Raw genomic sequence first — 23,469 nt, 5'->3', positions numbered from 1 at the left:
TTGAGCGGAATCTTATATTTTGTTCCCACACCCGTTGGGAACCTTGAAGATATGACCTTCAGGGCAGTGAAAGTCCTCAAGGAAGTTGACTATATTTTATGTGAAGACACAAGAACTTCAGGAATATTGTTAAAACATTACGAAATTTCCAAACCTTTAAAATCTTATCATCTTCATAATGAGCATCAGGCCACAGAAAAGGTGATTAATGATCTTAAAAGCGGCCAGAATATAGCCATTATTACGGATGCTGGTACGCCGGGAATTTCAGATCCGGGTTATCTTTTAGCCAAAGCGGGGGCAGACCATCAGATTGAAATGATATGCCTTCCGGGAGCAACAGCCCTTATTCCGGCACTTGTGGTGTCCGGACTTCCCAATAACGAATTTCTGTTTGCAGGATTCCTGCCTCAGAAAAAAGGAAGACAAACCAAACTGAAACAGCTGGCAGAAGAAAAGAAAACGATTGTTTTATACGAAAGCCCGCACAAAATCAATACGACTCTTGAGCAAATCAAAGAGTTTTTCGGAGAAGAAACAAAAGCCAGTCTGAGTAGGGAGATTTCTAAAAAATTTGAAGAAACAAAACGGGGAACAATCAGTGAATTAATTGAATTTTCCAAAAGCAAAACTTTAAAAGGAGAGATCGTTCTTATTGTCAATAATTCTATCTAAATTCATTGAAAAACTTAGTTTTCGCACTGTGTTCATCAGTGTGTATGGCCCAGACCAATCAGTATACAAAAATTCTGCTGTCAAAAAAGACCGGAAAGGAAGTCAATTCCTACTCGGGAGGCTACGGAACCATTTACGATTCAAAGACAAAAACAAGAGGCATTGTAGATTCATTGGGGAATATTACCTATGAATCGGCTTCCGGTATTTCGCATATTTTTAAAAACAGATTCATTCTTACCGCTGAAGAACCAGGAAACAAGACAAAATCTGCGGTGATTGACGAAAAGGGAAATCAGTTGCTTCCTCTCGATAATCAGAGCTTTAATACACCGTGGCTCAGCGAAAAACGGATTATTTCATCCAAAGACGGGAAAGAAGCGGTGTATGACTTTAACGGAAAGCAGATTATTCCTTATTCGGACAGGATTCAGTTTGCGGAAGAAGACCGTTTTTTTGTTCTTAAAGATAAAAAATGGTTTTTATATGATTTTGACGGAAAGCAGATCAGCAGCCGGGAATTCAAAGAAGATTATCATTTTGAAAACGGAAAAGCATTGATTCTCAACGAGAATAATCAAAGTGAAATTATCGGTAAAGAAGGGCAGACGCTGCATCAGTTTTCTGCACAGATCTACAGTTTAGCGGCTTATCCTTATCTGATCACGAAGAACAGAGCAACCGGAAAATACGGTTTGATAGACTCTGAAGAAAATATTCTGGCTGAAGAGATGTATGACGAGGCCACACCGGAATATTTCGGAGCAAAAGAATATATTTATCTGAGAAAAAAGGGAAAGGCTACTGTTTTCAGTAACAAAGACAAAAAACTTTATCCGGGTAATTTTAAATATTTAACGCCGCTATTCAATGATCTTTTCAGTGTCTACAGCGATAAATCAAAGAAGACCGGAATGGTAAATCTTAATGGAGATATCATTGTTCCTCTGGAATATGATTTTATACAGAGCTTCAGCATTTCAGGGAAAGACTTTGTTTATCTCAAAAAAGGAGAGGAAGAAAAATTCCTCGATCAGGATCTAAAAAATATTCTGGAGGAAAATACCCGGATTATAGCATTTTATCCCGATCAGCTGATCATTAAAAAACAGGACATCTATTATACATTCTCCGTACTGAACAAAGCTGAGTCCCCTTTGAAGGATATTGTATTTATTAAAGAACAGGAACCGGATTTTTTCAATATTTTCAATCTGTATTCAAAGCCGGCAGTCTGCAGAAACGGCAGTAATTTATATGGAGTGATGAATGAAAAAGGGAAGGAGATCATCCCGTTCATTTATGATGATATTATTATGTTTGAAAATTCTGAGAACGAAATAGTGGTAAAAAAGCAGGAAAAATATGGAGTCGTGAATTTCCAGAACGAACCTCTGAAGGATATTATTTATGATAAATATTACTGGCAGAAAGAGGTTTTAAAGTTGGATAAAGACAAAAAAACGGATATTCTTTATTTTACAAGATTCAAAAATAGTGGCAGCCGTCTTTAAGATATGATAAAAAACAGCGAAAAAATTTCACTAATTTGATGATTTGGAATGCATTGAATAACAATTTATAATATCTTTGCGCACTGTTTAATTTGTATAGGATTAAATATGCTAAATTGCTGTTTTTTAAAAAGACGCAAGTATTTACTAAGAATATAATTATCAAGAGATATGATGAAACTATTAGAAGGAAAAGTAGCGCTAATTACGGGAGCTACAAGAGGAATCGGAAAGAGAATTGCTGAAATGTACGCTGAGCAGGGTGCAAAAGTAGCATTTACCTATGCCGGCTCTGTAGAAAAAGCTCAAGAATTGGAAGCGGCTTTAAGTTCTGTAACACAGATCAAAGGATATCAGTCTGACGCATCAGATTATGATGCAGCCCAAAAGTTAATAGATGATGTAATGGAGGAGTTTGGGAAGATAGATATTCTCATCAATAATGCAGGAATCACAAAAGATAACCTGTTGTTGAGAATGTCTAAGGAAGACTGGGACAAAGTAATGAGAATCAACCTGGATTCAGTATTTAACCTTACAAAAGCGGTAATCAAGCCGATGATGAAGGCTAAATCAGGGTCTATTATCAATATGACTTCTGTAGTTGGAATTAGCGGAAATGCAGGACAATCCAACTATGCTGCCTCTAAAGCCGGAGTAATTGGATTTACAAAATCTATTGCTTTGGAATTAGGATCAAGAAACATCAGATGTAACGCAGTAGCTCCGGGATTCATTGAAACAGAGATGACTTCGGTACTGGATGAAAAAACAATCCAGGGATGGAGAGACCAGATTCCGTTGAAGAGACTGGGACAAACTGAAAATGTAGCCAATGCATGTGTATTTTTAGGAAGTGAAATGGCTTCTTACATCACAGGGCAGACGCTGAACGTAGATGGCGGAATGCTTACTTAAAAAATAATAAAAATCGGCTGTACAGTTTACGTACAGCCGATTTTTTTATCTGAAAAGGATTTAAAAACTAATCCTTAAAAACCTGATTTTCCTGCTCCTGAACCCTTATAAAAGTGGTTCTTTTAGATAGTTCTTTCAGTTTTGAGGCTCCTACATAAGTACATGTAGACCGTACACCACCCAAAATATCCTTTACGGTCTCTGAAACAGGACCTTTATAAGCTGCTTTCACAGTCTTGCCTTCCGATGCTCTGTATTCGGCTACCCCTCCGGAATGCTTGTCCATTGCCGTTTTGGAGCTCATCCCATAAAACAAACGGAATTTTTTTCCGTTCTCTTCAATGATTTCGCCGCCGCTTTCGTCATGACCAGCAAACATACCGCCAAGCATCACGAAATCTGCGCCTCCTCCGAAAGCTTTAGCAACATCTCCCGGAACTTTACATCCGCCGTCTGCAATGATATGCCCTCCGAGACCATGTGCCGCATCAGAACATTCAATAATCGCAGAAAGCTGAGGATAACCGACTCCCGTTTTTACTCTTGTTGTACATACAGAGCCTGGACCAATACCCACTTTAATGATATCAGCACCGACTAAAAGAAGTTCTTCGACCATTTCTCCGGTTACTACATTTCCTGCCATGATAATCTTGTCCGGAAACTGAGCTCTTGCTCTCTTCACAAATCCAACGAAATGCTCAGAATAACCATTAGCTACATCTATGCAGAGAAACTCGATTTTTGGGTGCTTTTCGAGGATAATTCTAAGCTTTTCTTCATCTGCTTTTCCGGTTCCGGTACTTAAAGCAATATACTGATGAATACTTTCCGGCTGACTGTCCAGAAACTGGCTCCATTCCTCAGGCGTATAATGTTTGTGAACGGCTGTAATAATCTTGTCTTTTGCCAGTTCTACCGCCATTTCAAAAGTTCCTACCGTATCCATATTAGCGGCAATCAAAGGAACTCCTCTCCATTTCTTTTTGGTATGCTTGAATGTGAATTCTCTCTCCAGATCCACTTCTGAACGGGATTTTAATGTAGAACGTTTCGGACGGAACATTACATCCTTGAATCCAAGCTTTATATCATATTCTATTCTCATAATTTGGAAAAAATTAATAAGAATAAAATTAGCGAAAACTTTTAAGAGAAAATGGAAAAGGGAAGTTTTTATAGATTTTTTAACCTGAAAGAGAGACGAACCTGTTGGGTGAGGGAAGCAGGAAGTACTGACAGAATTTAGAAATAGATAGACCACATCCCTTACAAAGTCATATAATTATTAACCTTGTAAAAAATAAAACACATTCACCTACCTCAATCTACAGCAATCTATAAAACGCTCTATCCATCAATAGGAGCGGGCTTTAGCCCGCTTACAAAAGAATCAATATTCATCCGGCTTTAGCCAAACCATAAATTTGCCACAAATCCCACCAATTTTTCCACAAATAACACAATCATCTGTGCAAATCCGTGTAATCCGTGGTTAAAAAAGAAAAACAGATATAAAATAAAAAAGGGGCGGAAAAGTTATCCTTTCACGCCCCATAAATTTATCTTTCCTCTATGCATAAAGCCCAGCTTTTCATACAGCTTTTTGGCTCCCGCATTACTTTCCGCGACATGAAGAAAAGGAGTTTTTCCGTCATCAAAGATCTTTCCCGAAACAAAAGTTATCAGCTGTTTCGCCAGCCCTTTTCCCAGATGATCCGTATCTGTGATCACAGCACTTACTTCCGTCATATCATTCATCTGCATTCTTTCTCCGGTAACTGCGGCTAATTTTCCTTCTTTAAAGATGCCAAAATACCGTCCCAGTTCGGGAGTTCTTGCTTTAAAATAATAAGGATAAAACTTCATGACAAATGCCAGAAGCTCGTTCCGGTTTTCTTCTTTCAATTCAATAATTTCTTCAGTAAGATCCATCTGAATCGGATTTTCAAGAACATACTGATCGCACACAAGCAGTGACAGATCTGTTTTGAAATTTCCAGAATCAGGCCGGGTTCCGAATATCAGAAAATCATCACAGATTTTTGCGTATTCTGTGATGTCTTGTTCTCTTGATCGCTCTGCAGCACCTCCGAAAGAGGCTACTTCAGGGTTGTAAAACTTCGTGTCCCCGAAATGAAAGCAGAACTTTTCATGATATTCATTGAGTGAATGAAAAACAGGATTATCTAGCTTTTCGTACATTAGTCAAAATTCATTACTTCTTCCAGCGTCTTCATGTATTCATAGGCTGTAAGATCAAATTTCACCGGAACTATTGAAATATATCCGTTGGCCAATGCCGTTTCATCCGCATCTTCAGACTCATCCATATTATTGAAATATCCTGTAAGCCAGTAGTATTTTTTTCCGTGAGGATTCACCCTTTCGTCGAAGCTCTCTTCCCATTTGGCATTTGCCTGCTTGCAGACTTTCACCCCTTTGATTTCTCCGGCAGTAAGTTTCGGGATATTGACGTTCAGTACAATTCCTTTCGGCATTGGGTTTTCCAGGGTTCTTCTTACAATATTCTGAATATATTCTTTGGCTTGCGTAAAATCCGCTTCCCAGCTGAAATCCATCAGTGAAAAACCGATAGCAGGAATTCCTTCTACTCCCGCTTCTACAGCAGCAGACATCGTTCCGGAATAAATTACATTGATTGAAGAGTTGGCGCCATGATTAATCCCTGAGACCACAATATCCGGTCTTCTCGTCAGGATTTTATCAAGAGCCATTTTTACACAGTCTACCGGAGTTCCGCTACAGGAAAAATCCGTTTGAGGACCTTCAAGGCTTACTTCTTCGTAGCTCAGTGTAGAGTTGATGGTAATGGCGTGGCCTTTTCCACTTTGGGGAGAGTTAGGGGCTACAACAATAACTTCTCCAATTTCGTTCATAAATTGTATAAGGTTTCTGATACCCGGAGCGGTGATTCCATCATCATTAGTTACCAGAATAAGTGGTCTTTCCATAAAAAGTTGAGTTTAAAAAAAGTGTAGTGCGGATAATCAAAGCGGGCAGATCCCATGAATTTCGCACGTATCAAATTTAGTCAAAAGTTTGATAACATACTCATTCATTTTTGTCAAAATCCATGCAAAACTGTTTTTAATAAAATAAATTGGCCGTGAGAACCGAATCTGTAACTAAAACAGATACTGAACTTTTCTACAAATAAATTTGAGCTTTTTAGCAAAGTATAATTATATTTCATTCCAGAAATTTGCAGTTGCAAATCCAGATATTGGATGTAAAAAATAATAAAAACCTGATCGATGAAAAAAAATTTAAGAATACTGAAGCGCATCATGATCTTCCTTCTCTGCGTAATTATCGTTTTGGCAGTGGCCACCTATTTTTATATGAAACAGCCCCAATTCGGAGCTTTACCGGAAGGAAAAAGATTGGAAATGATGAAGAAATCTCCCCATTATAAAGATGGAAAATTCAGAAATTTAACAGAAAAACCAACGATCGCTGAAGGCTACAGCTTTGCAGGCGAAATCTGGAAAGCACTTACCGTGAAGTTTCCACACACAGAACCTGTTGATGCATTGCCTTCAATAAAAACGAATCTTAAAACAATTCCGGCGGACCGCAATGTGATGGTCTGGTTTGGGCATTCATCATTCTTTTTGCAGGCAGATGGAGTGAAAATTTTGGTAGATCCTGTATTCAGCGGGAGAATGTCACCACTTCCAGGGAAACCCAGTGCCTATAAAGGCAGCGATATTTATTCTGTGGAAGACATGCCGGAAATTGATTATATGCTTCTTTCCCACGATCATTATGACCATCTGGATTATGAAACCGTAAAAGCACTACAGTCGAAAGTAAAATATGTGATTTGCGGCTTGGGAGCAGGAGCGCATTATGAAAGATGGGGTTATACTTCGAAGCAGATCTTAGAAAAAGATTGGGGAGATAAGGTGGACGTGAAACCAGGTTTTACAATCTATACGGAAAATACACATCATGATGGTGGAAGAGGTTTTAAAAGCTCACAGGCTTTGTGGCTTTCTTTCTTCATTCAGTCTCCGGCCATGAATATTTATTACAGTGGAGATGGCGGCTACAGCAACCGTTTTAAAGATATCGCTAAAAAACATCCTGCCATTGATTGGGCCATTATGGAATGCGGCCAGTATGATAAAGCATGGCAGTCTGTCCATGAGCTTCCGGAAGAAGTGGCATTGGCAACTACGGAACTCAATGCTAAAAATTTGATACCGGTACACCATTCCAAGTTTACGCTGGCTAAACATCCCTGGGACGAGCCTTTGAAGGAAATTACAAAACATTCTCAGAATAAAAATTACAGACTGGCAACTCCAATGATCGGGGAAATGGTTGATCTGGATGACAATACGCAGGTTTTCAGACAATGGTGGAAAAATATAAAATAAAGGAGAAAAGAAAAGATCAGAGGTATACCGGAAACAGGAAGAGAATAGAAAATAGAGATATTTATTTTTTAAAAAACAGATAACTATTTTAAGTAATACTTTGATTATTAATATTATATGTGATTTGTTGCAAAAGAACTGAAATACTTATAAACCGCTTTTAATAAAAAACATTTAAAACTATCCGATAATTGTAAATAAGGTATTAAATTTGATAGTTTGTAACAGCGAATTAATTGCTGCTACTAATTGTAGTATATATTTTTAAAAAATTAATAAATAAAGACAGTTTATGTGGAAAAATTTCAAACTGAATAAATTTTTACTCCTAATTCCATTGACAAGTCTAATGTTTTGTTTCAACTCGCCAAAGAATGACGATGAAAAGATGCAGACGATTATGGTGAGCGTAAAGAATACACTTTCTTATTTACATTACAGCCCGAAACCCATCAATGATGCCTACTCAAAAGATGTGTATAAACATTATTTTGAACTGGTAGATCCGGCAAAAAGATATTTCCTCCAATCTGATATGGACGAATTCGGAAAGCATGAAACCAAGCTGGACGACTACATCAGCCAGGGAGATCTTACTTTCTATAAGCTTACTATCGACAGGCTTTATCAGAGAGTAGACGAAATAGATAAGATCACTCAGGATATTTTCAGCAAACCTATCAGCCTGGAAGAAGACGACGCGCTTACTCTGGAGCCGAAGCTTAAAAAAGTACCTACCAACAAGCAGGAACAGTATAACGAGTGGAAAAAATACATCAAGTATAACATCCTTCAGGAGGTTGAATCTATGAACAGCAAGGAAGAAGCTCAGAAAGAAAAGAAAGACTCTGTTCAGAAATACAAACTGAAAGATACCATCAAACTTCAGGTGCTTACACAGGATCAGAAGATCAAAAAAGCGACCGATGAAGTGAAAGACCTTGTAAAAGATACCTTTACAAGGTTCAAAAAAAGAAAGAAAATGGATTGGTTTACGGTGTATATGAATGCTTACACAGAAGTATTTGATCCGCATACCAACTATTATTCTCCAAAAGACAAAGAAGATTTCGATACCCAGTTTACAGGAAAAGTAATAGGAATCGGAGCCATTATTCAGGAGAAAAAAGGAAACCTTTATCTGGGTGCTTTAACGATTGGAGCTCCTGCCTGGAAGTCTAAACAGCTTTCTGAAGGGGATAAAATTTTAAAAGTAAAATCCAAGCCGAAAGATGATGCGGTAAATGTTGTAGGAATGCTTTCCGATGAAGCGGTAAGATTAATCAGAGGTGAAAAAGGAACTCCTGTAACTTTAACTGTTCAGAAAAAAGACGGAACAACTAAGGACGTAACCATGATCCGTGAGGAAGTAGCTATTGAAGATACCTTTGCAAGAAGTATCGTAGTGAATTCTCCAAACGGAAAAAAATACGGATTCATCAATCTGCCAAGCTTTAATGCTGATTTTGAGGATGCTAAAGGAAGAAATGCTTCTGATGATATCAAAAATGAAATCATTAAACTTAAAGAACAGAACATCGAAGGAATTGTTCTTGACCTTAGAAACAATGGAGGAGGATCTTTAACTGAAGTAGGCGATATCATGGGGCTTTTCATGGATGCAGGACCTTATGTTCAGGTGAAAGACGGAAACGGAAAGATTCAGCCCTTAAAAAATAAATATGAAACTCCAATCTGGACGGGCCCGTTAGTGATTATGCAGAACGAGCTTTCCGCATCAGCATCTGAAATCCTTGCCGGAGTAATGCAGGATTACGGAAGAGCAATGATCATTGGTTCTCCACAGTCTTTTGGTAAAGGAACCGTACAAACTTTTGTGGATCTTAACAGATTCCTGAATACGGAAGATGATTTCGGATCTTTAAAACTGACCATCCAGAAATTCTACAGAGTTACAGGGGAATCTACTCAGAGAAAAGGAATTGTTTCTGATATTCAGATGAAAGACTTCTTTACTTATGCAGAAGTAGGTGAGCGTTACGACGATTTTGCTTTGGCCTGGGATAAAATTCCGGGAGCAAAATTCCAGAAACTGAACTATTTCAATATTCAGGCGCTGGAAAAAGCAAGTGCGGACAGAATGGCTAAAAACAGCAATTATCAGCTTCTTCTTGAATCTGCCCAGTGGAGAGAAAAACTGGATAAAGAGGAAACGATAACACTTAACATCAATAAGTTCAACGAGCTGATGAAGCAGAGAAAAGCTCAGATAGAGAAATTCAAAGCTTTAAGCAAATTTGAAAACGGACTTAAATTTATGATGTACCCTAAAGAAATAGAAAGAGAGAAAAAAGATGAAGCTTTCAAGAAAAAATCTGAAATGTGGATCAAAAATCTTAAAAAAGACCCTTATCTGCAAGAAGCTATGAATATTGTGGCTGACATGCAGACCAAGTCATAAAACAAAAAAACCGCTGATGAAAATCAGCGGTTTTTTTATGATCAAGCGCTGAGTTCGGGATAATTTTTAGGCTGAGGTAAAGGCTAAGACTAAGGAATGTCAATGGTCAATTTTGCCTGGCAAGTGAATTGTGAAACTCTCCAATCCCGCACCTCACAACTCGTATCCCGAAACTTTTCACCCCTAAAACTCTCCGACTCTCAAACCCTCAAACCCGAATCCCGCACCTCGTAACTTTAAGTATCTCAATCTTAATTTTCTTAACCCAAACTCTCAGGTTATTTAATCTCTACGCACCCAACTCTTCCTCCTGCATTTCCTGTAGGCTGCGTATGGAAATCATCTGCCGCAGCATGGATGATAAGGCCTTTTCCAATAATGTTCTTAGACTCATCGGTACAACCCAGACACCATTTATTTGTCTTGAAAGTAAGGACAGCCTTTCCGCTTTGGTCTGCTGTCAGGTTTCCGATATCTCCCATGTGGAAATGTTCAGCTCCCCACTTTCCGTGATCGTCCTTAGCCGGATTCCAGTGTCCTCCGGTAGAAGTTCCGTCAGCAGCAGAGCAGTCTCCCTTCTCGTGGATATGTACCGCATGAATACCGGGAGTAAGGTTTGTTACTTCAAGTTTCATGGCCACTTCGTCTCCTTTCTGCGTAAACTTGGCTGTTCCTCCCGTTTGTGTTCCGCTCTTGGCGTTTACCGGGTACGTTTTTGTGGTACAGCACGAAGCTGCTAAAAATGCACAACCCGCCAGTAATGCTAATGTTTGTACTTTCATTGTTCAATGATTTAAAGTGATTTTAACGATAAATTTAAAAAAGATTTTTCGAACCAGTTTATGATTTCAATCCTTTTTTAGAAAACAGCAATATTTAACCAATGAAATAGGGAGCATCTTGATATCTTTACTCAGAAGCATTTCAACCATGGAAGAACACCAAAAAAGAATCATAAAAGCCATAAAATACATTAATCATAACCTTGATGCAGATTTATCCCTGGAAAAAATCGCAGAAATCGGGATGTATTCTCCCTTCCATTTTCATAGGATATTTAAGCTTATCATAGGAGAAACCCTCCAGAACTATATCATCAGAAAGAAAATTGAAAAAAGCGCTTTTTACCTGGCCGTGAAGAAAGATAGAGACATAAAAGACATTTATCTTGATCTGGGATTTACCAGCCATTCCGTTTTTAGTAAAACGTTCAGGAAATTCTATGGAGTTGCACCCTCTGTCTTTCGAAATAATGCTCCCGAAACCTTCCATAAAATTCTCATGACAGAGAGCAAGAACGGACAAAAGGATGTTGTTTTCAGCCCGTACATTTGGCAGATAGAAAACCTCTTAAATTGGACAAAAATGAATTTAAAAATTGAAGTAAAACAACTTCCGGAAATGAATCTGGCCGCTGTAATGAGTTTAGGAATAGCCTCTGTAGAAACTTCCTATCATGTTCTTATCGAGTGGGCAGAAAAAAAGAAGCTGTACCCCGCAGGAAATGTGAAAATGATTTCAGTGTATCATGACAGTTTTAAAGTAACTCCGCCGGATAAGGTAAGAATCCATGCCTGTATGCTTCTGGATGAAAGACTGGAGAAGCAGGAAGGAGTTGTTTTTCCGGAAACCATTGATCCCGGAAAGTTTATTGTAGGAAGCGGAGAAGTTACCCTGCAGGACTTTGAACAATGCTGGGTATCCCTGTTCCTGTGGATGAATGAGCGGGGTTATACCATGCGGAAGACCTTTCCGTTTGAAATCTATCATTCCAACTTTAAAGAACATCCCGAAGGAAAAATGATTGTGGATTTCTGTATCCCGATTCACTGATTTCCCATTCAGTAGCCAAAGTATGCCTTTCAGTAAAATATTTTTTTAAGAAAGGCATATTGCATATTATTTTTGATCCGAAAATTAACTCCATGAAGACACAGGGAAAAAAACTTTTACTACTCATTGCTTTTCTTTCTTTCATTGCAGGATATTCGCAGGTAAAGATCTCGGGAAAGGTAACCTTTAAAAATAAAGGGGTCAATGAAATCAATGTTACGCTCAAAGATACCTATGATGGAGCGACTACTGATGCGCAGGGAAATTTTTCCTTTGAAACATCAGAAAAAGGAAACCATATTCTCACATTTACACATCCTAAATACCAGGAAGTAGAAAAACCTTTAGTTATTGAGAACCAAGATATTTCTGTAAATGCCGAGCTTAAAGAAGAGATCAGCGAGATTGATGCCGTGGTGGTATCTGCCGGTTCAATAGAAGCGAGTGACAAAAAAAGAGCAACAGCCTTACTAACCCCGATTGATATCTATACAACGGCAGGAGCAGACGGACAGATCTCCTCAGCTTTAAACTACCTTCCCGGAGTTCAGAAAATAGGAGAAACGGAAGGGCTTTTCATCAGAGGAGGAACAGGAACAGAGTCCAAAATCTTTATGGACGGAAGTCTTATCAATAATTATTTTTCCAATTCTGTCCCGGGGATTGCAGGAAGAGATCGTTTCAATACCTCTCTTTTCAAAGGAAATATCTTTTCGAGCGGTGGTTATTCAGCGCTTTACGGGCAGGCTCTTTCAGGAGCATTGATGCTGGAAAGTGTTGATCTTCCGGACCAAAGCTCTTATGATTTTGGGATTTCACCCATCTTTTTGAGTGCCGGATTCCAAAAGCTGGGTCAGGATAAAAATCACTCTTTTGGAGCTACCTTAGGCTATTCTCTTTTAAGTCTTATGCAGAAGGTTTTTAATTTTAATACAAATTTTATTGATGCTCCTCAGGGCTTAAACGGAGATTTTAACTTCAGAATTAAAACAAAATCAGGAGGATTCTTCAAATATTACGGAATGTATGATTCCAATAAAATGGGGGTAAAAACAGAAAGTTTAGAACCTGAATATGATTTTGCACTTATAAGACTGAAAGGGAAAAATACCTATCACAATCTGTCTTTTAAGCAGAAATTCGGGAAATACCTTCTGAATGTAGGAACTTCTTATTCTTACAATCAGGCCGATCTTAATTTTTCCACAGAAGCCGACAATCTGGAATCAGGGAAAACACAACTTTTAAATGATGGGAATTACATCAACTTTAAAGCTGTTCTTGAAAGAAAAATCAATAAAATAAGTGCGGTAAGAGCCGGATTTGAATTAAATAATACAAACGAAAGACTGAATTTCGGGGAAGTAAGAAAACATTACAAAGATCTTATATCTGCTGCTTTTGCGGAGACAGATCTTGGTTTCAGCAATGCATTGTCTGCAAAAGTTGGGGTAAGGGCAGAGAGTTCTTCGTTTTTAGGAAAAGCCAATATAGCACCCCGTTTTGCGCTGGCTTACCGTCTGGCAAAAGATTGGACGACTTCCTTTGCCTACGGATTGTTTTATCAGAATCCCGAAAGCAGATACATCAACGGACCTGCCGATCTGGATTTTCAAAAATCTCAACATTATATTTTCCAGGTTCAGAGATCATCAGAGGGAAGAAGCCTGCGTTTTGAAGCTTTTTATAAAAAATACGATCAGCTGATAAAAACATTCAACATTACGCCGGATAAAGAACAGAATCAGCAGGTACAGACTGCCCTGAACAATAATGGTTATGGCTATGCAAAAGGACTGGAATTATTCTGGAGAGACAAAAAAACATTTGAAAACATAGACTACTGGATCAGTTACTCCTTCCTTGATTCAAAAAGAGATTTCAATAATTATCCGGTAAGTTTAAAACCCAATTTTGCTTCTGCACACACTCTTTCTGCGGTGGCCAAAAGATTTATTCCGGAATGGAAACTGGGGGTGAATTTATCCTATACCTATTCCAAAGGACGGCCTTATTACGATATAGCAGTGAAAAGTGAAAACGGGAATTCAGTGAATTACATCAGAAACGAAGGCACACTGAAAGATTACAATGCTCTTAACATCAGCTTTAATTACCTTCCCAATCTGGGTAAGAAAGATTCAAAAGCTTTTACAGTGCTTGTATTGAGTGTTTCCAATGTTCTGGGTACGAAAAATGTTTACGGGTACAATTTCTCGGTAGACGGCTCAAGAAGTTCATCAGTAGTTCCTCCGGTCAATACCTTTGTTTTTGTAGGAGCATTCATCAGCTTTGGAGTAGATAAAACGCAGGACGCCATCAACAATAATTTATAAAATAATATAAACGGACATTTAGATTAACCTTAAAATACATAACTTCAGATTAACAATTAACTAACTTAAAAAAAATTGATATTATGAAAAAATACCTATTAAGTTTTGCTTTAGCTTTTATGAGTTTAACAGCTTTTGCACAGGCAGATTACGAAAAAATTATGAAGGAAAAAATCGCGAAAACAGAAACCTGTAAAACCGCGGAAGAATTCCAGACCCTTGCCAACGATTTCCAGAGAATTGGAAGCAAGGAAAGTACAAAATGGCTTCCTCCTTATTATGCTGCCTTCTCGCAGATCCAAAAAGGAAGACTGATGATGAGAAACGGAGATATGTCTGGTCTGGATGAAACCGCTAATCTGGCGGATAAATATCTGAGCAGCGCCCAAAACCTTGCCGGAGCAGACAACGCGGAAATCCATCTGCTGAGAAAAATGGCAGCGTCTTTAAGAATGATGGTGAACCCGCCTCAGCGTTATATGACGGATGGAGCGAAAGCTACGGAAGAGCTTGGTATTGCGGAAAAGCTTGATCCTTCAAACCCTAGAATCGCTCTTATCAAGGCTGAAGACACTTATTTTACTCCGGAACAGTACGGTGGAAGCAAAACCAAAGGAATGGAAATGTTTAAAGATGCAGTGGCTAAATTTAATACCTACAAACCTAAAACGGCTCTTGATCCAAACTGGGGTAAGGCAGAAGCAGAGTACTTTTTGAATATGCCGGCTAAATAAAATAATATAACATACAATGAAAGCCTTCCTTACCCGGAAGGCTTTTTTTATTCCATTCGGAAAGGAAAATCCGCCCTTCGGTAAAAAATAATTTTTGATACCTTTATTAAAGACTAATTTTGAATCAGGAAAACAACTCATGAAACGTAAAGGACTTATTATATTATTTTGGGTATCGTTGGGAACATCCCTATTTTTCTTCTTGTTTTTTACTAAGGAGAAGAACTTCCACAATTTTTTGATTACCCTGATGATTTCCAGCATGTATTCTTTCATTCTTGGATTTGGAAATGCTTTTATCAATGATTTTCTCAATAAAAGATTTCCATGGTCTGAAACGACCGGAATAAGAACGGTGCTGAGTGTTGTCTCCATCATCATAGGGAATTTTATTCTGGTGTATTTCTGCAACTACATGAATTATGTACAGATTCAGAAAGTAGCAACCACCGAATCCTTTTTTTCCAAGGAATATGCAACTACCAATTGGTTCATGATCAATATAGCACTTCTGATCTCTGCATTTCTCCATGCAAAAGGCTTTATGGAAGAGCTGAAGAAAACGTCCAGAAAAGAGGTAGTGGAGCAGAAACTTATTGCAAAATCTGCTAATGCACAGTTCGAAAGCCTGAAAAATCAGCTGGACCCGCATTTCCTTTTTAATTCCTTAAACGTATTAAGCTCTCTGATTGACGAAAATCCGAACCAGGCACAGAAGTTTACTGCTTCAATGTCAAAGATTTACCGGTATGTACTTGAACAGAAAGATAAAGAGCTTGTGACGGTAGAAGACGAGATAGAATTTGCAAAAACATATTGTGAGCTTTTAAAAACAAGATTTGAAGACAGTGTAGATTTTATCTTTGATGTAAAGAATGAAGACTACAGAAGATATGTAGTTCCGCTATCGCTTCAGCTTTTGCTGGAAAACTGTATCAAACATAATTTTGCCACCTCTTCAAAACCTCTGATCATTAAAATATTTTCGGATAACGATACGCTTTGCATTGAAAACAACCTTCAGGCAAGAGAACAGATGAAAGAAAGTGCAGGAATAGGTCTGGCTAATATTGTTCAGCGGTATGCTCTATTAACCAGAAAGAACGTTTTCATTGAAAAATCAGAAGATTATTTTAAAGTAAAAGTTCCGATACTTTCATCTAAACCAAGCACTGTCAATGTGAAAGAGACAGATGAGAACGAATCTTACGAAAAAGCAAAAAAACGGGTAAAGGAACTCAAAAGCTTTTATGGTAACCTTATTTCCTACTGTACGATAATCCCGTTTCTGATTATTATCAACCTGATTTATTCACCAAAAAACCTTTGGTTCTACTTTCCGATGTTAGGATGGGGAATTGGTGTCGCCTCTCATGCGTTTCAGGTTTTTGGGGTCGGGGAAGCCTGGAAAGAAAAGAAAATCCGGGAAATTATGGATAAACAAAAAAATAGAGATAATGGAAACCTACGATGAAAACAACATCCGCTATGAACAGGCGAGAAGGCAGGTTGAGCGGTTAAGAGGATTTTACGGACACCTATTCGCCTATATCGGAGTGAATGCCATGATTGTGGTGTATAATATTAAACATTTGGAGCCCGGAGAAAGCTATTTTCAGTTCAAAAATTTCTTTACGGCAACCTTTTGGGGAATTGGACTGGTGGCTCATGCTATCGCTGTTTATTTGCCTAATATCGGCTTTATAAGAGAATGGGAGGAAAAGCAGATCAGGAAACTGATGGAGAAGAAGGAGAAGAAAGGATGATGCGGCGGAAAGGCTAAACTGCTGAATGTCAAAAATTTTTCAGGCTGATATTAAAGTATTTCCTTCTCCAACCACAATTTAACCTAGACAAAATCGTACAATGAGCTTAAAAAAGCCCTTTTGCTTTTCACCTTTCTACTAACCCAAAAAACAAAAAAATATGAATTCCCTACAGACCCTTTTCTATCTTTCCATGGCAGCCTGGTTTATCACGGAAATCCTCTACAAAAACATGCTGAAATCCGGGAAGGAAGACAAAAAAGACAAAGATAAATCTACACTGAATATTTTATGGATGGCCATTCCGTTTTCCATAGCAGCTTCCATAGCAGCTTCGTATATGACGAGGTTTCCCATCTCTGAAGAAAAATGGATTTTATATGTTGGAGAAGCATTTATCCTGATAGGAATTATATTGAGGTTTATCATCATCAGATCCTTAGGGAAATATTTTACGGTAGATGTAACGATAAAAGAGGATCATCAGATCAAAAAAGAGGGTTTTTATAAATACCTGAGGCATCCATCGTATGCGTTTTCCTTGCTAACTTCTTTAGGGTTAGGATTATATCTGAATAACTGGCTGTCATTATTACTGGCTTTCCTTCCTCCGTTTTTTGCTTTCATTTATAGGATTAAAATTGAAGAACAGGCACTTTTAGAAAAGTTCGGGGAAGAATATGCAGCATACCAGGAAAAGACAAAAAAGCTGATTCCTTTTATCTACTGATTCTTTTTTAAATCACGATAAACGGTTTGAAACCGGAAAGTCTCTCCCATAGCCATGTCAAGGTTTTAAACCTTGACATGGCTTTTAAGAATAGCAGTATTCACCTGCGAATCCATCTTTTTACCATTCAGAAAGCATAATCTACGGCTCAGTCATTTAAAGTTGATAGAAGACCCATTTCTGACCTACCTTTGATTCAACAAAAATGACCAATTAACTTTTTAAAATAAAAATTATGGAAACAATAGGATTTTCAAAAGACACTCAGGCTTACAGAAAAGCAGCAAAAAGAGTAAAAGAATTAAAAGGATTTTATGGTAATCTTACTTCTTACTGCCTGGTTATTCCTTTCCTTGCTGTATTGAATCTTATCACTTCTCCGGATCATATTTGGTTTTACTGGCCAATGCTGGGTTGGGGAATAGGAATTGTAGCGCATGCTTTCAGTGTTTTCGGGATCGGAAAAGAGTGGGAAGAAAAGAAGATCAGAGAACTGATGGACCAAGACAGAAAAAATACAAAAACATTATAATAACCTTTAAAAATAAATACAATCATGGATTACGACAGCGCATACGAAAGAGTGAGCCGGTTGAAAAAATTCTACAAAAGCCTTCTGTGGTTTGGAATAGTAGCCGGAATATTATTTTTTAGTGATATTATTGAAACCGGAAGAATTGATTTTTCTTTATTCAACGGGTCCATTATACTGGTGATATGGGGGATTATCCTGACGATAAAAGCCGTAAAATTATTTTTGCTGGATGAAGAATGGGAAAAGGATATTATAGAAAAAGAAATGAGAAAAGACAAAAAGAACATCCATTTTTAAGCTGTTCATTTTTTATCTAATTTTATTCCCGAATTAAACAAAAACGAGAGCTCAATGATCAAAACTGTCATTATTGAAGATGAAAAACCTGCTTCAAGGAAATTGGAAAGAATGCTGAGTAATTTTCCTGAAATAGAAGTAGTTGCCAAAATAGAATCTGTAGAAGAAGGACTTGCCTGGTTTTCTGAAAATGAACATCCGCAGCTGATTTTCTCAGACATCGTTTTGGGCGATGGCCTGTCCTTCGATATTTTTGAAAAGGTCCCTACCAAAGGTTTTATCATTTATACAACCGCTTTTGATCAATATACCCTGAAAGCATTTAAGCTGAACAGCATAGACTATCTCTTAAAACCTATTCTGGAGGAAGATCTTTCCGGTGCGGTAGAAAAATTTAAATCCTTTATTCCTTCCAGCAATACGACAGGTTCCGAGGATATTAAACAGCTGATCCGAAAAGAAAAATCAACCTTATCCAGGGTTTTGGTTAAAATAGGATACAATCTTAAAATTGTTCAGACCCATGAAATAAGCTGTTTTTTCAGTGAAAATAAAATTGTCTATCTCCAGACGGAAGAACGGGTTTATCCATCGGATTTTACACTGGATGAGCTTGAAGACATCCTGGACGAAAAGAAATTTTTCAGGGCAAACAGACAGTTTATTATCAATTCCGATTATATAAAAAATATCCATACATCACCTTATTATAAAGTAGATCTGGAGTTTCAGCCGCAGGAAGAAATTACAGTAAGCCGCGACCGCGTGAAAGATTTTAAAGAATGGCTGGTGGGGTAGATGCTAGACATTAGATTTTAGGTTAAGGCTAAGGCTAAGATTGAAGAGGTATGTTGTAACTGGTATCCCGTTACCATAATCCCGAATCTCTCACCCCGAAACCCATCTACCTATAATCTATCCTGTTAGACTCAGTATCCTCAAGCTGTTTTATAATAGACTTGGGAATCTCATCACTGTCTATGGGAAAGCTTACGGAATCGGATATGAATGTTTTTCGGTCTGCTTTCTGAAATATTTCAAATAGAGCAATAGGCTCTTGATTAAAACTGATACATGTACTTATAAAATGAACCTCATGGAGCTTATATTCTGGATTTTTAAGTTTTTCCTTGATATCTTTTATCCTTGAAATGAAATGTCTCTGTCGGATGAAGGTGTTGCTGTTCATAATGATGAACACATAATCCGAATAGGCCGTTACTTTTCCAAAATACTTATGATGATCGCCGCCGCTTCTTTCAATGAAATATTCACCGGTGGTTTCAGATTTATAGATTTCCATCGCTGAACGCCAAATACGCTCATCCCGGGCCTGAAGAGGATTCTCCGGAAGATTTCTGTTATACGAATACCAGCAGCCCACCAATCGGTCTAAAAGGGCCGTATTCTGGCTTACATTATTCATATCTATCCTAAGATCATTGAAATTAAATGCTTCCGTATTGGAATTAATAAAATCAATATAATTAGAATAACCCAAGACCTTGACAATCTGGCTTAGTTTCGCAAGATTGGGTCTGCTCAAAACTGAATTTTCATTCTGACGGTATTTTTTTAATTTATTGATAATCAAATGCTCATAAAGATAATTGGTTCCCAGAAAATCAGCTTCCTTTTTTATCTCTTTCCCGGAATGATCAGCGGTAATCAGATCGTTCAGTTCGGCACTGATGTAAGCCCATTCCGTTTTGGTGACATCTTCCCAATGGTTTTTCTTCAAAAAATGCATGCTTAGGAAGTTCATCAGCTTCTCGAGGTGCAAAATATCTTCTTTTTTCATAGAGTAGTTTTATAAGACTAATATAAGATTTTTATACATCCAAATAAGATGATTAAAAGACTTTTATATTCTAAAATCAATGGATATTTGAGTAGAAAAATAAAAGTTAACACAATGGAAACGACAATCTTATTAAAAGACGAACCCCTTTGGAGCCGGATTCAGAGCTTTTCACTGGATGCTCCGGATGCTGATTTTCCTTTTTCGAAAAAACTGGCCAAAGAAGAACGCTGGAGCTTAGATTTTGCTCAGAAAGCCATTCAGGAGTATAAGAAATTTGTTTATCTCTGCTGCGTTCTTCCCAATGGAGCTTCTCCAAGCGAAACGGTAGACAAAGTATGGCATATGCACCTGATCTACACTCAGAATTATTAGGAAGAATTTTGCCCTAATATCCTAAAGAGAAAACTTCATCATCATCCCTCAAAAGGAGGTTTTAAAGAAAACACCAAGCACAGAAACTGGTTTTCAGACACCTTGAAAAGTTATCAGGAGATCTTTCATCAGGAAGCACCAAAAGATATCTGGCATGAGAAAGAAAGAGTCAGGAGCAGTACAATTTGGCTGAAAAGATTAAGGATTATCCCCTTGTTTATTGCCTTACTCATGCTGTCTTCCTGTCTGGGCGAAGTGATAGGAACGCTAACATCCGTAACATTGCCGATTGTAGGCATTTTTATCTTCTTTCGTGTATTAGCATCATTCCAGAGTGATCATGAAAATATCACCGGTAAAAAGAAAGATGATGGCAGCGTAGGCGGAAGCGGAGACGGGGGATCTTCCGGATGCAGTAGTAGTGATGGTGGCGGAGGTGGTTGCAGCGGCGGCTGCGGGGGTGGTTGTGGCGGCTGCGGAGGAGGATGTGGTGGTTAAAATTACAGAGCTATGAAAAAGATAATTATTCACTCAATACCAATTTTGGTAAGTTTTGTGGGCCTGGTAGTATTCTGTGATACATTCAATCCCATTATTTTAAGAGGACCGGAATTTCTAAAATTCTATTTCACTCTGACCATCGGGTTTTATCTCTCCATTTTATGTTTAAGATTCTTCAGAGAGAACCTTTCAAATATTTCTTTTTACTTTATGATCCTGATCTTTCTGCTGGGCGTGGTCAAATTATTCAGAGGACTGAGCTTAGACCGTCCGGTGGGGATTTTATTCAGTATGCTGGTTGCTCAAATTATTGTGAATATGATTTTTATATCAATCGAATCCAAGCATAAGATCAAGCAATAACAATCTCAAAACATTAATAAAAAAGAAACCCGAAACAAAAATGCTTCGGGATTTATAGTATCATCAAGATAATTTATTTGTTGTCCTGTTTTTCCTTTGTCTGCTTATAACCGTATTTGCGCACCATTACAGAGGTGATCATGGCAAGAATAAGGGTAGGAGCAATATTGGATGTTTCCTGGTGTACAATCACCTGATAGAAATTGTAACCGAAAACGGCACTTACAACAGGAATTAAAAGTAGATTAACAAAAGCATACTGGTTTTTTGAAGTAGTTTTCATAGTAATATTTTTATTGTTATTTACTGAGTAAGTCTGACAATTCAAAATACGTTACAGAAAAATTTCAAAAAATTTTCACTTTATGCGATGACCCCGCTTCCAATCAGTTCTTCACCGATATACCATGCGGCAAATTGTCCTTCTGCTATAGCCGATTGAGGTTCATCAAACTCTAGGTAAAAAGCATTTTCAAACTGATAAATAACAGCCTTTTGCAACGACTGTCTGTATCTGAATCTTGCCATCACTTCCATAGATTCTCCATTTTCAAGTTTCATATCCTCACGCACCCAATGCAGCTCCGAATTATCAATTTTTAAAGCTTTTTTGTGCAGTCCCGGAGAACTGTGGCCTTCACCTACAAAAATAATATTGTTTTCCATGTCTCTGGAGATGATAAAGCAGCTTTCTTTGTGGCCGCCAATACCAAGTCCCTTGCTTTGTCCGATCGTGAAAAACTGGGCTCCCTGGTGCTTTCCGATTACTTTACCGTCTGATTTTTTATAATTGATTTTTCGGACTAGAAATTCCAGTTCTTCCTCTTTTGAAGAAAATTCAGGTTTTTCTACCGAAAATAAAGGTGAATCTTTGAAAATTTCTACAATTTCTCCTTCTTTAGGAACCAATTGTTGCTGTAAAAACTGAGGAAGACTCACTTTTCCAATAAAACACAGACCCTGAGAGTCCTTTTTGTCGGCCGTCACAAGCCCGATTTCTTTAGCAATTTCCCTTACCTGAGGCTTGGTAAGCTCCCCGATAGGAAATAATGCTTTAGAAAGCTGATCCTGGCTCAGCTGACACAGAAAATAAGACTGGTCTTTATTGTTATCTTTTCCGGCTAAAAGATGAAAAATTTCTTTTCCGTTTTCGTCAACCGTTGAATTAACCTGTGCGTAATGTCCTGTAGCCACTTTATCGGCACCTAAAGACATGGCAGTCTTCATAAAAACATCAAATTTGACTTCTCTGTTGCATAAAACATCAGGATTGGGGGTTCTTCCTTTCTGATATTCATCGAACATATAATCTACAATACGCTCCTTGTAAAGCTCACTCATATCAATCACCTGGAAAGGGATTCCTAATTTCTGAGCAACCATAAGGGCATCATTACTGTCTTCTATCCACGGACATTCATCCTCCAGCGTTACCGAAGCATCATTCCAGTTTCTCATAAACAAAGCCACCACTTCATGGCCTTGCTGTTGCAACAAATAAGCTGTGACACTGGAATCTACTCCTCCAGATAATCCTACTACTACTTTCATTTTATTTCAATTTTACGAAACTCTTAACGGGAGTTCTTAGTTTGACCCGGCAAAAATACAACTAAAAAAATTCGTAAAAAAGTCATAATTTTAAGCATCGACAAAAACAATATTAATATGAAAAAGCTTATTATTCCTTTATTTGTAATAATGTCAGGATCAGTATTCTCTCAGGTTGCAATAGGTACGGAGTCACAGAATAATAACAGATGGACTTTCGGTGGGGGAATTGGACTGGGATTCGGAAGCAACAGTGCTTTTTATCTGCAGGCTTCACCAAGAGTAGGATACGGGCTTACGGATGATCTTGAGGCGGGAGTTGTAGGAAGTGTTTCCTGGCAGACTTCAGATTTTTATAAATCTACGATGTTTGGGGTTGGGCCTTTTGCCAATTACTATTTCGCAAGATCCTTTTATGTAGGAGCGAATCTTCAGCAGTATTTCATCAATTATAAAGATAAATATTACGACTATAAAGTAAACGAACAGGAAACGGCCTTGTATCTTGGGGGCGGCTATATGCAAAGGATAGGAGGGAACTCTTTTATGCAGCTGGGTGTAATGTATAATGTGCTTTGGAGAGAAAACTCAAGCATCTTTTCAAGCGGTCTTGTGCCGAATATAGGCTTTGTGGTAGGACTTTAATTTTTTATTTCTACGGATTGCTGAGTTTTTCTAACCACGGATTTGCACAGATGGGCACAGATGT

Annotated in this window: 25 protein-coding genes; 18 read left to right on the top strand and 7 right to left on the bottom strand. The window is 38.0% G+C overall.

All coding sequences use genetic code 11. The features are described 5' to 3' along the window. The 3 genes from rsmI (at window position 1) to fabG (ending at window position 3,107) form a co-directional block, all read left to right on the top strand. A complete protein-coding gene (rsmI, locus tag ACM46_RS03535; RefSeq protein WP_048505211.1) occupies window positions 1-675 on the top strand; it encodes a 16S rRNA (cytidine(1402)-2'-O)-methyltransferase in 675 nt (224 codons plus the stop codon). 44 nt (window positions 676-719) lie between these two features. Further along, window positions 720-2,189 carry a WG repeat-containing protein gene (locus tag ACM46_RS03530; protein WP_048505210.1) on the top strand — a complete coding sequence of 490 codons (1,470 nt, stop codon included), beginning with the start codon at window positions 720-722 and terminating at the stop codon, window positions 2,187-2,189. Between the two features lie 174 nt (window positions 2,190-2,363). Next, window positions 2,364-3,107 (top strand): 3-oxoacyl-[acyl-carrier-protein] reductase, encoded by a 744-nt coding sequence (gene fabG / locus ACM46_RS03525; protein ID WP_048505592.1) that lies wholly within the window; start codon window positions 2,364-2,366, stop codon window positions 3,105-3,107. A 67-nt stretch (window positions 3,108-3,174) separates the two neighbouring features. Here the strand turns inward: fabG and ACM46_RS03520 are convergent, their stop codons facing one another. From ACM46_RS03520 to surE, 3 genes are all read right to left on the bottom strand, one after another. Then, on the bottom strand, window positions 3,175-4,215 hold the full coding sequence (locus ACM46_RS03520; protein WP_048505209.1) for a GMP reductase: 1,041 nt from the start codon (window positions 4,213-4,215) through the stop codon (window positions 3,175-3,177). Window positions 4,216-4,646: 431 nt separating this feature from the next. Further along, a complete protein-coding gene (locus tag ACM46_RS03515) occupies window positions 4,647-5,312 on the bottom strand; it encodes a GNAT family N-acetyltransferase (RefSeq protein ID WP_048505208.1) in 666 nt (221 codons plus the stop codon). After that, entirely contained in the window at window positions 5,312-6,082 is a 771-nt protein-coding gene (gene surE, locus ACM46_RS03510; protein WP_048505207.1) for a 5'/3'-nucleotidase SurE, read from the bottom strand. The genes ACM46_RS03515 and surE overlap by 1 nt, the downstream gene beginning before the upstream one ends. Before the next feature lie 303 nt (window positions 6,083-6,385). Here surE and ACM46_RS03500 point away from each other — a divergent pair, with 303 nt between their 5' ends. Next, window positions 6,386-7,516 carry an MBL fold metallo-hydrolase gene (locus ACM46_RS03500; RefSeq protein WP_206540999.1) on the top strand — a complete coding sequence of 377 codons (1,131 nt, stop codon included), beginning with the start codon at window positions 6,386-6,388 and terminating at the stop codon, window positions 7,514-7,516. A 292-nt stretch (window positions 7,517-7,808) separates the two neighbouring features. Beyond that, the gene (locus ACM46_RS03495; protein WP_048505204.1) at window positions 7,809-9,938 is read left to right on the top strand and encodes a carboxy terminal-processing peptidase; all 2,130 of its coding nucleotides are present in this window, start codon (window positions 7,809-7,811) and stop codon (window positions 9,936-9,938) included. A gap of 278 nt (window positions 9,939-10,216) precedes the next feature. Here the strand turns inward: ACM46_RS03495 and ACM46_RS03490 are convergent, their stop codons facing one another. Beyond that, window positions 10,217-10,720, bottom strand: a complete 504-nt coding sequence (locus tag ACM46_RS03490) for a superoxide dismutase family protein (protein WP_048505203.1) — start codon at window positions 10,718-10,720, stop codon at window positions 10,217-10,219. 148 nt (window positions 10,721-10,868) lie between these two features. Between ACM46_RS03490 and ACM46_RS03485 the strand changes: the two genes are divergently transcribed. The 9 genes from ACM46_RS03485 to ACM46_RS03445 all read left to right on the top strand — a co-directional run bounded on the left by ACM46_RS03485 (window position 10,869) and on the right by ACM46_RS03445 (window position 18,967). Beyond that, a complete protein-coding gene (locus ACM46_RS03485) occupies window positions 10,869-11,771 on the top strand; it encodes an AraC family transcriptional regulator (RefSeq protein WP_048505202.1) in 903 nt (300 codons plus the stop codon). Between the two features lie 92 nt (window positions 11,772-11,863). After that, entirely contained in the window at window positions 11,864-14,107 is a 2,244-nt protein-coding gene (locus tag ACM46_RS03480; RefSeq protein WP_048505201.1) for a TonB-dependent receptor, read from the top strand. Between the two features lie 83 nt (window positions 14,108-14,190). After that, window positions 14,191-14,841 carry a hypothetical protein gene (locus ACM46_RS03475; RefSeq protein ID WP_048505200.1) on the top strand — a complete coding sequence of 217 codons (651 nt, stop codon included), beginning with the start codon at window positions 14,191-14,193 and terminating at the stop codon, window positions 14,839-14,841. 139 nt (window positions 14,842-14,980) lie between these two features. Next, the gene (locus tag ACM46_RS03470; protein WP_048505199.1) at window positions 14,981-16,315 is read left to right on the top strand and encodes a 2TM domain-containing protein; all 1,335 of its coding nucleotides are present in this window, start codon (window positions 14,981-14,983) and stop codon (window positions 16,313-16,315) included. Further along, window positions 16,299-16,607 carry a 2TM domain-containing protein gene (locus ACM46_RS03465; RefSeq protein ID WP_048505198.1) on the top strand — a complete coding sequence of 103 codons (309 nt, stop codon included), beginning with the start codon at window positions 16,299-16,301 and terminating at the stop codon, window positions 16,605-16,607. Before ACM46_RS03470 ends, ACM46_RS03465 begins: the two co-directional genes overlap by 17 nt. 160 nt (window positions 16,608-16,767) lie before the next feature. Beyond that, the gene (locus tag ACM46_RS03460) at window positions 16,768-17,337 is read left to right on the top strand and encodes a methyltransferase family protein (RefSeq protein ID WP_048505197.1); all 570 of its coding nucleotides are present in this window, start codon (window positions 16,768-16,770) and stop codon (window positions 17,335-17,337) included. Window positions 17,338-17,572: 235 nt separating this feature from the next. Next, window positions 17,573-17,869, top strand: a complete 297-nt coding sequence (locus tag ACM46_RS03455; protein WP_048505196.1) for a 2TM domain-containing protein — start codon at window positions 17,573-17,575, stop codon at window positions 17,867-17,869. Between the two features lie 24 nt (window positions 17,870-17,893). Beyond that, window positions 17,894-18,169, top strand: a complete 276-nt coding sequence (locus ACM46_RS03450; RefSeq protein WP_048505195.1) for a 2TM domain-containing protein — start codon at window positions 17,894-17,896, stop codon at window positions 18,167-18,169. A 54-nt stretch (window positions 18,170-18,223) separates the two neighbouring features. Then, a complete protein-coding gene (locus ACM46_RS03445; protein ID WP_083997327.1) occupies window positions 18,224-18,967 on the top strand; it encodes a LytR/AlgR family response regulator transcription factor in 744 nt (247 codons plus the stop codon). Window positions 18,968-19,073: 106 nt separating this feature from the next. Here ACM46_RS03445 and ACM46_RS03440 read toward each other — a convergent pair whose 3' ends face one another. Continuing rightward, window positions 19,074-19,970: a hypothetical protein gene (locus tag ACM46_RS03440; RefSeq protein ID WP_048505194.1), complete on the bottom strand. Its 897-nt coding sequence runs from the start codon at window positions 19,968-19,970 to the stop codon at window positions 19,074-19,076. Window positions 19,971-20,084: 114 nt separating this feature from the next. On the opposite strand from ACM46_RS03440, the gene ACM46_RS23600 reads away from it, so the two are divergent. From ACM46_RS23600 to ACM46_RS03430, 3 genes are all read left to right on the top strand, one after another. Beyond that, window positions 20,085-20,345, top strand: a complete 261-nt coding sequence (locus tag ACM46_RS23600) for a glycine-rich domain-containing protein (protein ID WP_241485959.1) — start codon at window positions 20,085-20,087, stop codon at window positions 20,343-20,345. A 102-nt stretch (window positions 20,346-20,447) separates the two neighbouring features. After that, window positions 20,448-20,843, top strand: coding sequence for a hypothetical protein (locus ACM46_RS23595; RefSeq protein WP_083997325.1), 396 nt, complete (start codon window positions 20,448-20,450; stop codon window positions 20,841-20,843). A gap of 12 nt (window positions 20,844-20,855) precedes the next feature. Further along, complete coding sequence (locus ACM46_RS03430; RefSeq protein WP_048505193.1) at window positions 20,856-21,209, top strand: hypothetical protein; 354 nt, start codon at window positions 20,856-20,858, stop codon at window positions 21,207-21,209. Between the two features lie 73 nt (window positions 21,210-21,282). On the opposite strand, the gene ACM46_RS03425 is transcribed toward ACM46_RS03430, so the two are convergent. Both ACM46_RS03425 and mnmA read right to left on the bottom strand, forming a co-directional pair. Then, the gene (locus ACM46_RS03425; RefSeq protein WP_048505590.1) at window positions 21,283-21,492 is read right to left on the bottom strand and encodes a hypothetical protein; all 210 of its coding nucleotides are present in this window, start codon (window positions 21,490-21,492) and stop codon (window positions 21,283-21,285) included. A gap of 80 nt (window positions 21,493-21,572) precedes the next feature. Further along, a complete protein-coding gene (mnmA, locus tag ACM46_RS03420; protein WP_048505192.1) occupies window positions 21,573-22,760 on the bottom strand; it encodes a tRNA 2-thiouridine(34) synthase MnmA in 1,188 nt (395 codons plus the stop codon). Window positions 22,761-22,877: 117 nt separating this feature from the next. Here mnmA and ACM46_RS03415 point away from each other — a divergent pair, with 117 nt between their 5' ends. Further along, on the top strand, window positions 22,878-23,405 hold the full coding sequence (locus ACM46_RS03415) for a hypothetical protein (protein WP_048505191.1): 528 nt from the start codon (window positions 22,878-22,880) through the stop codon (window positions 23,403-23,405). Window positions 23,406-23,469 lie beyond the last annotated feature (64 nt).

This window comes from Chryseobacterium angstadtii (assembly GCF_001045465.1).
Lineage (GTDB): Bacteria > Bacteroidota > Bacteroidia > Flavobacteriales > Weeksellaceae > Chryseobacterium > Chryseobacterium angstadtii.
This window is presented reverse-complemented; position numbering and strand designations above follow the sequence as displayed.

What these genes read in the sequence shown, in the direction of transcription:
- ACM46_RS03530 (WP_048505210.1), top strand. Translation starts at nt 720, where the DNA reads ATGGCCCAGACCAATCAGTATACAAAAATTCTGCTGTCAAAAAAGACC.
- fabG (WP_048505592.1), top strand. Translation starts at nt 2,364, where the DNA reads ATGAAACTATTAGAAGGAAAAGTAGCGCTAATTACGGGAGCTACAAGA.
- ACM46_RS03520 (WP_048505209.1), bottom strand. Translation starts at nt 4,215, where the DNA reads ATGAGAATAGAATATGATATAAAGCTTGGATTCAAGGATGTAATGTTC.
- ACM46_RS03515 (WP_048505208.1), bottom strand. Translation starts at nt 5,312, where the DNA reads ATGTACGAAAAGCTAGATAATCCTGTTTTTCATTCACTCAATGAATAT.
- surE (WP_048505207.1), bottom strand. Translation starts at nt 6,082, where the DNA reads ATGGAAAGACCACTTATTCTGGTAACTAATGATGATGGAATCACCGCT.
- ACM46_RS03500 (WP_206540999.1), top strand. Translation starts at nt 6,386, where the DNA reads ATGAAAAAAAATTTAAGAATACTGAAGCGCATCATGATCTTCCTTCTC.
- ACM46_RS03495 (WP_048505204.1), top strand. Translation starts at nt 7,809, where the DNA reads ATGTGGAAAAATTTCAAACTGAATAAATTTTTACTCCTAATTCCATTG.
- ACM46_RS03490 (WP_048505203.1), bottom strand. Translation starts at nt 10,720, where the DNA reads ATGAAAGTACAAACATTAGCATTACTGGCGGGTTGTGCATTTTTAGCA.
- ACM46_RS03485 (WP_048505202.1), top strand. Translation starts at nt 10,869, where the DNA reads ATGGAAGAACACCAAAAAAGAATCATAAAAGCCATAAAATACATTAAT.
- ACM46_RS03480 (WP_048505201.1), top strand. Translation starts at nt 11,864, where the DNA reads ATGAAGACACAGGGAAAAAAACTTTTACTACTCATTGCTTTTCTTTCT.
- ACM46_RS03475 (WP_048505200.1), top strand. Translation starts at nt 14,191, where the DNA reads ATGAAAAAATACCTATTAAGTTTTGCTTTAGCTTTTATGAGTTTAACA.
- ACM46_RS03470 (WP_048505199.1), top strand. Translation starts at nt 14,981, where the DNA reads ATGAAACGTAAAGGACTTATTATATTATTTTGGGTATCGTTGGGAACA.
- ACM46_RS03465 (WP_048505198.1), top strand. Translation starts at nt 16,299, where the DNA reads ATGGAAACCTACGATGAAAACAACATCCGCTATGAACAGGCGAGAAGG.
- ACM46_RS03460 (WP_048505197.1), top strand. Translation starts at nt 16,768, where the DNA reads ATGAATTCCCTACAGACCCTTTTCTATCTTTCCATGGCAGCCTGGTTT.
- ACM46_RS03455 (WP_048505196.1), top strand. Translation starts at nt 17,573, where the DNA reads ATGGAAACAATAGGATTTTCAAAAGACACTCAGGCTTACAGAAAAGCA.
- ACM46_RS03450 (WP_048505195.1), top strand. Translation starts at nt 17,894, where the DNA reads ATGGATTACGACAGCGCATACGAAAGAGTGAGCCGGTTGAAAAAATTC.
- ACM46_RS03445 (WP_083997327.1), top strand. Translation starts at nt 18,224, where the DNA reads ATGATCAAAACTGTCATTATTGAAGATGAAAAACCTGCTTCAAGGAAA.
- ACM46_RS03440 (WP_048505194.1), bottom strand. Translation starts at nt 19,970, where the DNA reads ATGAAAAAAGAAGATATTTTGCACCTCGAGAAGCTGATGAACTTCCTA.
- ACM46_RS23600 (WP_241485959.1), top strand. Translation starts at nt 20,085, where the DNA reads ATGGAAACGACAATCTTATTAAAAGACGAACCCCTTTGGAGCCGGATT.
- ACM46_RS03430 (WP_048505193.1), top strand. Translation starts at nt 20,856, where the DNA reads ATGAAAAAGATAATTATTCACTCAATACCAATTTTGGTAAGTTTTGTG.
- ACM46_RS03425 (WP_048505590.1), bottom strand. Translation starts at nt 21,492, where the DNA reads ATGAAAACTACTTCAAAAAACCAGTATGCTTTTGTTAATCTACTTTTA.
- mnmA (WP_048505192.1), bottom strand. Translation starts at nt 22,760, where the DNA reads ATGAAAGTAGTAGTAGGATTATCTGGAGGAGTAGATTCCAGTGTCACA.
- ACM46_RS03415 (WP_048505191.1), top strand. Translation starts at nt 22,878, where the DNA reads ATGAAAAAGCTTATTATTCCTTTATTTGTAATAATGTCAGGATCAGTA.